The following is a 6,294-nucleotide window of genomic DNA, read 5'->3' on the forward strand; positions in this document are numbered from 1 at the left end:
ATAGGTTAGCGTTTTCTCTGCCCCTCTCGATCGAAAATCGGCATGATCTTCGATCATGGGGACATATTATAACCCACTGTTCGGAAATAGAAAACGTGGTTTCTGTTCAGGCACAACCTATTCGAAGCAATTCAAATAAAATTAAAAATACTTAAACCGCGTCCACGCCAAGATTCATTGATGGCGAGAACGCAGCAGCGCCCCGAGACCTCTTATATCCCAGCGAGACGCGGTTTAACGCGGTTTAATCGGGGAAACAGCGACGCAGGTGCGCCTTATCCGGCGGTCGCGTCACCGCACTGACCAGGATCAAGGTCAGCAGGGAGGCCGGCAGCGCGATGATGATCGGATCTACCGACGGCCAATTGGGATAATCTGCGAGCAGGCTGGTCTTGCCGTCGGTGACCAGCTGCACCAGCCCGATGGCGCTGGCCTCGCGTGCCTTGATGAAGGCCAACCAGAACAGCGAGACGCTCATGCCGACGGTCATGGAGGCGAGTGCGCCGGCTCGGGTCACGCGCTTGGAGATGAGTCCGCCGATATAGGCGGGCAGGAAGCTCGCTGCACAAAGTCCGAAGAAGATTGCCGTGAAGCGGGCGATGACGTATTCCTGCCGCACGGTATAGCTGATGGTCACGGCGATCAGCAGTCCGATCATGATGGCGAGGCGCATCACCAGGATGCTCGGCTCGCGTTGATGTCCCTTGTCCGAGATACGCTCGTAGAGGTCGCGCCCGGCCGCCGTGCCGATGGTGTGGAACTGGCTCGACATGGTGCTCATGGCGGCGGCGAGCAGGGCGAGGAAGAAGATGACGCCGAACCAATGGGGCATCGCGGCCATGATGAAGGCCGGGATGATCTTGTCGGCGTCGCCCTTGGTGTAGGTCGCGGCGATGGAGCGGCCGGCAACCAGCTCGAAGGTCGCGCCGTCGCCGTCTTGTGCCGAGCTACGCTCGCCGATGATCATGGGCGCGCGCGCCGGCGCCTGTGTCTTGGGGTTGAGGATCGCCGTCCAGGCCCCGGATTCGCCCTGCTGCATCAGCTCGACCAGGGCGCGATCCTTCTCGGCATCGATCACCTCGACGACCTTGCCCTGAAGCAGCGGGCCCTTCTGTGCGAACCAGGCGTTCGAGAGGCTCCCCACGACGAAGGGTGTCCCGACCATGAGCAGGATGAAGACGGCGCCGATCGGCACGGCCCGGTCGAGCTCGCGACGGCTGCGCACCGTCATGAAGCGCACCACCAGTTGGGGCTGAGCGAGTACGCCGATCCCCACGCCGAGCACCAGTGCGGTGATGACGGTCCACCAGAGATCGTAGGTGGTCGCCCCCCAGCCGAAGGCGGGCATCGCGGTCCAACCTTGATGGCCCATCTGCGCAAGCGGCGCGGGGACCAGATCCGCCATGTCGGTCAAGGTGCGGTGGGCCTCGGTGACACCGCCCAAACTCATATAGGTAAAGATCAGCAGGAAGATCATGGCGAAGACCATGACGAAGCCCTGAAGGGTATCGGTATACATCACCGCCTTGATGCCGCCAGGGATGACGTAGGCGGCGGTGATGAGCGCGAAGATCAGGAGCGCGACCTCGAAATCGATCCCGAACTGGGTGGCCGCGAAGATGCTGCCCCCGGTCATGACCGCGGCCGCGTAGAGCGGCATGAAGAGAAAGATGAGCGCACCGGCGAAGATCTGGATGCCGCGACTCTGGTAACGTCGACCCAGCAGCTCGGGAAAGGTGTGGGCGCCGAGATGATGGCCGAGTCGCCGTGTGGGCTCGCCCAGGAAGATAAAGGCGATCAGGATCCCGAACCCGATATTGAGCACGGTGAGCCACAGCAGACTCATGCCGAAGAGCCCGGCGACCCCGCCGAAGCCGACGATGGCTGCGGTCGAGATGAAGGTGGCCCCGTAGGAGACCGCCATGATGATCGGATGGGCCGAACGCCCGCCAACCAGGAAGTCCGCTGCCGAGCGGGTACCGCGATAACCGAGCCAGCCGAGATAGCCGGTCGCGAAGAGGTAGGCCAAAATGACGACGATGTCGACCCAGCCTACGGAAGAATGCCCCGTCATGAATGCCCCTCAGGATCCCGAAATAGTCGTTGTTGTCTTGTCAGGACGCGCGGGGGCGAAAAATAACCCGTACCTTCGTATTGTTATATAGATCCAGCGCAGTTAAACGGCCGTTTCTGACCCAATCATGACCAATCGATGACCTATCGATGACCAGGAGAGCCCGTTCGTGGAGAGTTTCAAAGTCGTTCGCCCGGAATTTCTGAACCATTACGGCTACCTGTTCGGGGGCTTTTTGTTGAAGTGGGTCGACGAGATTGCCTGGATCGCGGCCAGTCGCGACCACCCGGGGTGCCGCTTCGTCACCATCGCGATGGACCGCGTGGAGTTTCATCGCAGCGTGAAACAGGGCGCGGTGCTGCGCTTCGACGCGATCGAGAGTTGTCGCGGCAACACCTCGCTCAGCTACTCGGTCCACGTCTTCGCAGACGATCTGCAGACCGGCGACGAGGAGCCGATCTTCACCACCTGCATCACCTTCGTGCGGGTCGACGAGCAGGGGCGGAAGATCCCCCTGTCGCCGCCCGGCACCTGAAAGGTCGCGCGGGCAGCCGTCTGCTCACTGCGGGCGGTCCTCGTGAAGATAGGGCAGGATGGCCTCGCGAATGGCGTCGGACAGGCCCGAAGCGGGCGAGCCGTCTCGATTGATCTGGAGATGGACGGTCTTGGCCGTTGCGGCGAGCGTGCCGTCCGGCATCTCGAAGCGATACGCCACGGCGAAGGAGCGGGTGCGGATCTCGTCGATCGCCAGCACGACCTCGACACGATCACCCTGGCACAGCGGTCGGTGATAGTCTGCCTCGGCGTGCACGAGCGGCAGCAGGATCTCGCCCTCGCGGATAAGGCGCTCGAGCGGGAGGCCGACTTGGGCCATGAATGCCTCGTAGGCATCGTGTGCATGGCGGAAGAGGTGGCCGAAAAAGAGCCGTCCGGCTGCGTCCGTGTCGTGAAGGCGGACGCTGAAGGCATAGGCGAAACGGTTTGGATCCATGTCTGACTCCGGAGGCTGGTAGCGATGATCGATCTTAACGTGGACCCAATGAAGGCGCGTCCGTTCGTGCTCGCGGCGCTGATGCTGCTCGCACCGCTCGGCGTGCCGGCGAGCGAGAACCCGAGCCCGCCGGGCGTGAATCCGTTTGTCGAGTCCAAGCCTGCCGAACCGACCCACCTTGACCCCTCCGCCTTCTCGGATGTCCCGATCCCGGCGGGTCGGGTCGACGCCGCAGTGGCGCAGCTCGACGCGATGGCCGAGGCGGCGCTGGCGACGACCGGTTTGCCGGGTATGGCGATCGCGGTGGTCCATCGTGATCGCGTCGTCTACCTTAAAGGCTTCGGTCGACGCAGCTTGGACGGCGAGGCGCGCGTCGATGCCGAGACGGTCTTTCAACTGGCCTCCTTGTCGAAACCGGTTGCGGCGACGGTGGTCGCGGCCGCGGTCGATCGGTCCGTGATTGCCTGGGACGACCCGATCGTCCGCCATTTGCCCGATTTCGCCTTGAGCGATCCGGCGATTACTTCGCGGGTGACTATCGCGGATCTCTTCGCCCACCGCAGCGGGCTTCCCGACCATGCCGGCGACCTCTTGGAGGACATGGGATACGGGCGCGCGGAGATCCTATCGCGCCTACGTTTTTATCCCTTGGCGCCTTTCAGGGCCAGCTATGCCTACACCAACTTCGGATTGACCGCCGCGGCCGAGGCGGTCGCGCGCGCTGCGGGCACGCCCTGGGATGACCTGAGCCGCGACCTGCTCTACGGTCCGCTCGGGATGACCTCGACCAGCTCGCGTTTCGCGGACTTCATCGCAGCCCCCAATCATGCGATCGGACACATCCGCCGTGACGGCCTTTGGATGGTGACGCCCGAGGTCCGACAGCCCGATGCCCAGTCGCCCGCGGGCGGCGTGAGCAGCTCCGTGACCGATATGGTGCAGTGGATGCGGCTCCTTCTGGCTGAAGGGGCGCTCGACGGCAAGGCGGTCATCGGCTCGGAGGCGCTGGCACGGATCCACTCGCCGAATCTGATGAGCTCTCCTTTGCGCGGGCCGAGCAGCCGCCCGAGCTTCTACGGACTGGGTCTCGGGGTCGGTGTAGACAGTGCAGGTCGTGTCCGCTGGTCTCACTCCGGTGCCTTTCTGCTGGGTGCCGCAACGACGCTCGCCATGCTGCCCTCGGAGTCTCTGGGGATCCTGATCCTCACCAACGGTCAGCCGGTCGGTGCGCCCGAGGGCATCGCTGCGAGTTTTCTTGAGCTGGTGGAGACCGGCGCGATCGGACACGACTGGCCGGCGCTCTACGGCAGCGCGATGGCGGGCCTATACACCTGGCACACGCAATTCGGCGAGGCCCCGATCGCACCCGCTACGGCACGCCCGCTCGATACCTATGTCGGTCGCTACACCAACGACCTCTATGGAACGGCCGTCGTGGAAGCGACCGATTCCGGATTGGTCCTGCGGCTCGGACCGAGTCCGACGGTGTTTGGGCTGAGCCATTTCGACGGCGACGCCTTTACCTTTCGACCCGTCGGCGAGAACGCGCTCGGCATCAGCGGTGCGGTCTTCGCGTTCGAGGACGATCGCGCCGCATCGCTGCAAATTGAATATCTGGACGAGGAGGGGCTGGGGACGTTCAGGCGCTAAACCGCGTCCCGAGTGCGGAGGCAAGACGGTCGACTTGCCCGAGACCGATCGCGTGCGACATGATTGGGGCACGATCAGATTCGAGGAACCGCAGTGAGATTGCTCGCAATTCAATCGCTCGTTGTTCTGACCGGCTGCGTCGGGGTTCTTTCGGCACCGCCCCTGTTTGCTCAAACCAAAGGTGATCCCGAGATCGGTGCGACCATCGCGGCGCGAGTCTGTGTGGCCTGTCATGCCGAGGACGGCACGAGCCCCATGCCCAACACGCCGCGGCTGGCCGGCCAACACGCAACCTATCTCGTCAAGCAGATGAAGGATTATCGCGAGGGACGGCGCACCAGCGAGGTGATGGGCAACTTCATCGGCGGACTGACCGACGAGGAGATCCCGCATGTCGCTGCTTACTATGCCGCTCAGGAGGTGATCCCGGGCGTGGTGACCGATCCTTCATTGTTGGAGTTCGGCAGACGCGTTTACGACGACGGCAATCCGGGCAGCGGCATACCGGCCTGCTCCGGGTGCCACGGCGACGAGGGCGAGGGCACGCGTCGCTTCCCGCGGCTCACCGGTCAGGACGTCGGCTACACCCTCGAGCAGATGCGCCGTTATGCCGCCGGCGAGCGGACCAACGACCGAGGACTCATGCAGACGGTGGCCGATCGCATGAGCGAGGCCGAAACACTGGCCGTGGCCCAATACATCGCTAGCCTGATGGTCCTCGACACGGAGGAGGAATGAACGACATGATCATCCGTCTCGTCTGCCTCGGAGCGCTCGCGTTGGCGGCCGGCAGTGCGTCCGCGTCTCCGCCGGCGCAACCCCGTGCCCCCGGTATCGAGTCGCCCGGCTATGTTTGGAACGCTCCCAACAAGGAGCAGATGATCGCATTGGCCCATCGCGGCGACCCCGAGAACGGCGAGGAGGCCTACGCCGTCTGTCGCGGCTGCCATCAGGCCGATGGCTCGGGTCGCGGCGACGCCATCTATCCGCAGTTGGCCGGCCAGCATGCCAGTGTCCTGATCAAGCAGATGATCGACGTGCGCGCCGGGCGGCGCGACAACCCCAAGATGCACCCCTTCGTCGCCGAATGGGTCGTGTCGTCCGAAGAGGTGGCCGACATCGCCGCCTATCTCTCGCAGCTGCCGATTCCGCCGAGCAATCTAAAAGGCGAGGGTACGGACCTGGCGCGCGGTGAGGCCCTCTACGAGAAGGACTGCGCGACCTGTCATGGCGCGCAGGGCGAGGGCGATGCCGCGGAGTTTTACCCCCGCGTCGCCCATCAGCACTACAGCTATCTCGACCATGAGTCCAAGCTGATTCGCGACGGCGGGCGGCGCAATGCGAACCCTGAGATGGTGAAGGCGATCAGGGGGTACAGCGATGCGGATATCGCGGCGGTGAGCGACTATATGTCCCGCCTATCGGCTGAATCGCGTCCCGAGTGATCGGTAGGGGCGACTTAAGTCGCCCCTTGTACCCTGCTCGTTGTCGTTGTCGTTGTCGTAATCGGATTGCGGACGAACACGACAACCACAACGACAATTATACCTCATATAGGGACAAGCTCGCATTTCTTGAA

General features: G+C 63.5%; 6 protein-coding genes. 4 read left to right on the forward strand and 2 right to left on the reverse strand.

Translation table 11 applies throughout. From position 1 onward, the window contains the following. Positions 1 to 244 precede the first annotated feature (244 nt). Positions 245 to 2,074 carry a sodium:solute symporter family protein gene (locus tag VLR48_RS16880; RefSeq protein WP_325292907.1) on the reverse strand — a complete coding sequence of 610 codons (1,830 nt, stop codon included), beginning with the start codon at positions 2,072 to 2,074 and terminating at the stop codon, positions 245 to 247. 169 nt (positions 2,075 to 2,243) lie between these two features. Here VLR48_RS16880 and VLR48_RS16885 point away from each other — a divergent pair, with 169 nt between their 5' ends. After that, a complete protein-coding gene (locus tag VLR48_RS16885) occupies positions 2,244 to 2,609 on the forward strand; it encodes an acyl-CoA thioesterase (RefSeq protein WP_325292908.1) in 366 nt (121 codons plus the stop codon). A 24-nt stretch (positions 2,610 to 2,633) separates the two neighbouring features. Here the strand turns inward: VLR48_RS16885 and VLR48_RS16890 are convergent, their stop codons facing one another. Next, entirely contained in the window at positions 2,634 to 3,065 is a 432-nt protein-coding gene (locus VLR48_RS16890) for an acyl-CoA thioesterase (RefSeq protein ID WP_325292909.1), read from the reverse strand. A gap of 24 nt (positions 3,066 to 3,089) precedes the next feature. On the opposite strand from VLR48_RS16890, the gene VLR48_RS16895 reads away from it, so the two are divergent. From VLR48_RS16895 to VLR48_RS16905, 3 genes are all read left to right on the forward strand, one after another. Continuing rightward, the gene (locus VLR48_RS16895) at positions 3,090 to 4,715 is read left to right on the forward strand and encodes a serine hydrolase (RefSeq protein ID WP_325292910.1); all 1,626 of its coding nucleotides are present in this window, start codon (positions 3,090 to 3,092) and stop codon (positions 4,713 to 4,715) included. Positions 4,716 to 4,808: 93 nt separating this feature from the next. Beyond that, a complete protein-coding gene (locus tag VLR48_RS16900; RefSeq protein ID WP_325292911.1) occupies positions 4,809 to 5,453 on the forward strand; it encodes a c-type cytochrome in 645 nt (214 codons plus the stop codon). Then, positions 5,450 to 6,160, forward strand: coding sequence for a c-type cytochrome (locus tag VLR48_RS16905; protein ID WP_325292912.1), 711 nt, complete (start codon positions 5,450 to 5,452; stop codon positions 6,158 to 6,160). Before VLR48_RS16900 ends, VLR48_RS16905 begins: the two co-directional genes overlap by 4 nt. Positions 6,161 to 6,294 lie beyond the last annotated feature (134 nt).

It is taken from the genome of Thiocapsa sp., from assembly GCF_035467215.1.
Classification (GTDB): domain Bacteria; phylum Pseudomonadota; class Gammaproteobacteria; order Chromatiales; family Chromatiaceae; genus Thiocapsa.

Excerpts from the sequence above, each read along its gene's own strand:
- VLR48_RS16905 (WP_325292912.1), top strand. The coding sequence starts at position 5,450 with ATGAACGACATGATCATCCGTCTCGTCTGCCTCGGAGCGCTCGCGTTG.
- VLR48_RS16895 (WP_325292910.1), top strand. The coding sequence starts at position 3,090 with ATGATCGATCTTAACGTGGACCCAATGAAGGCGCGTCCGTTCGTGCTC.
- VLR48_RS16880 (WP_325292907.1), bottom strand. The coding sequence starts at position 2,074 with ATGACGGGGCATTCTTCCGTAGGCTGGGTCGACATCGTCGTCATTTTG.
- VLR48_RS16890 (WP_325292909.1), bottom strand. The coding sequence starts at position 3,065 with ATGGATCCAAACCGTTTCGCCTATGCCTTCAGCGTCCGCCTTCACGAC.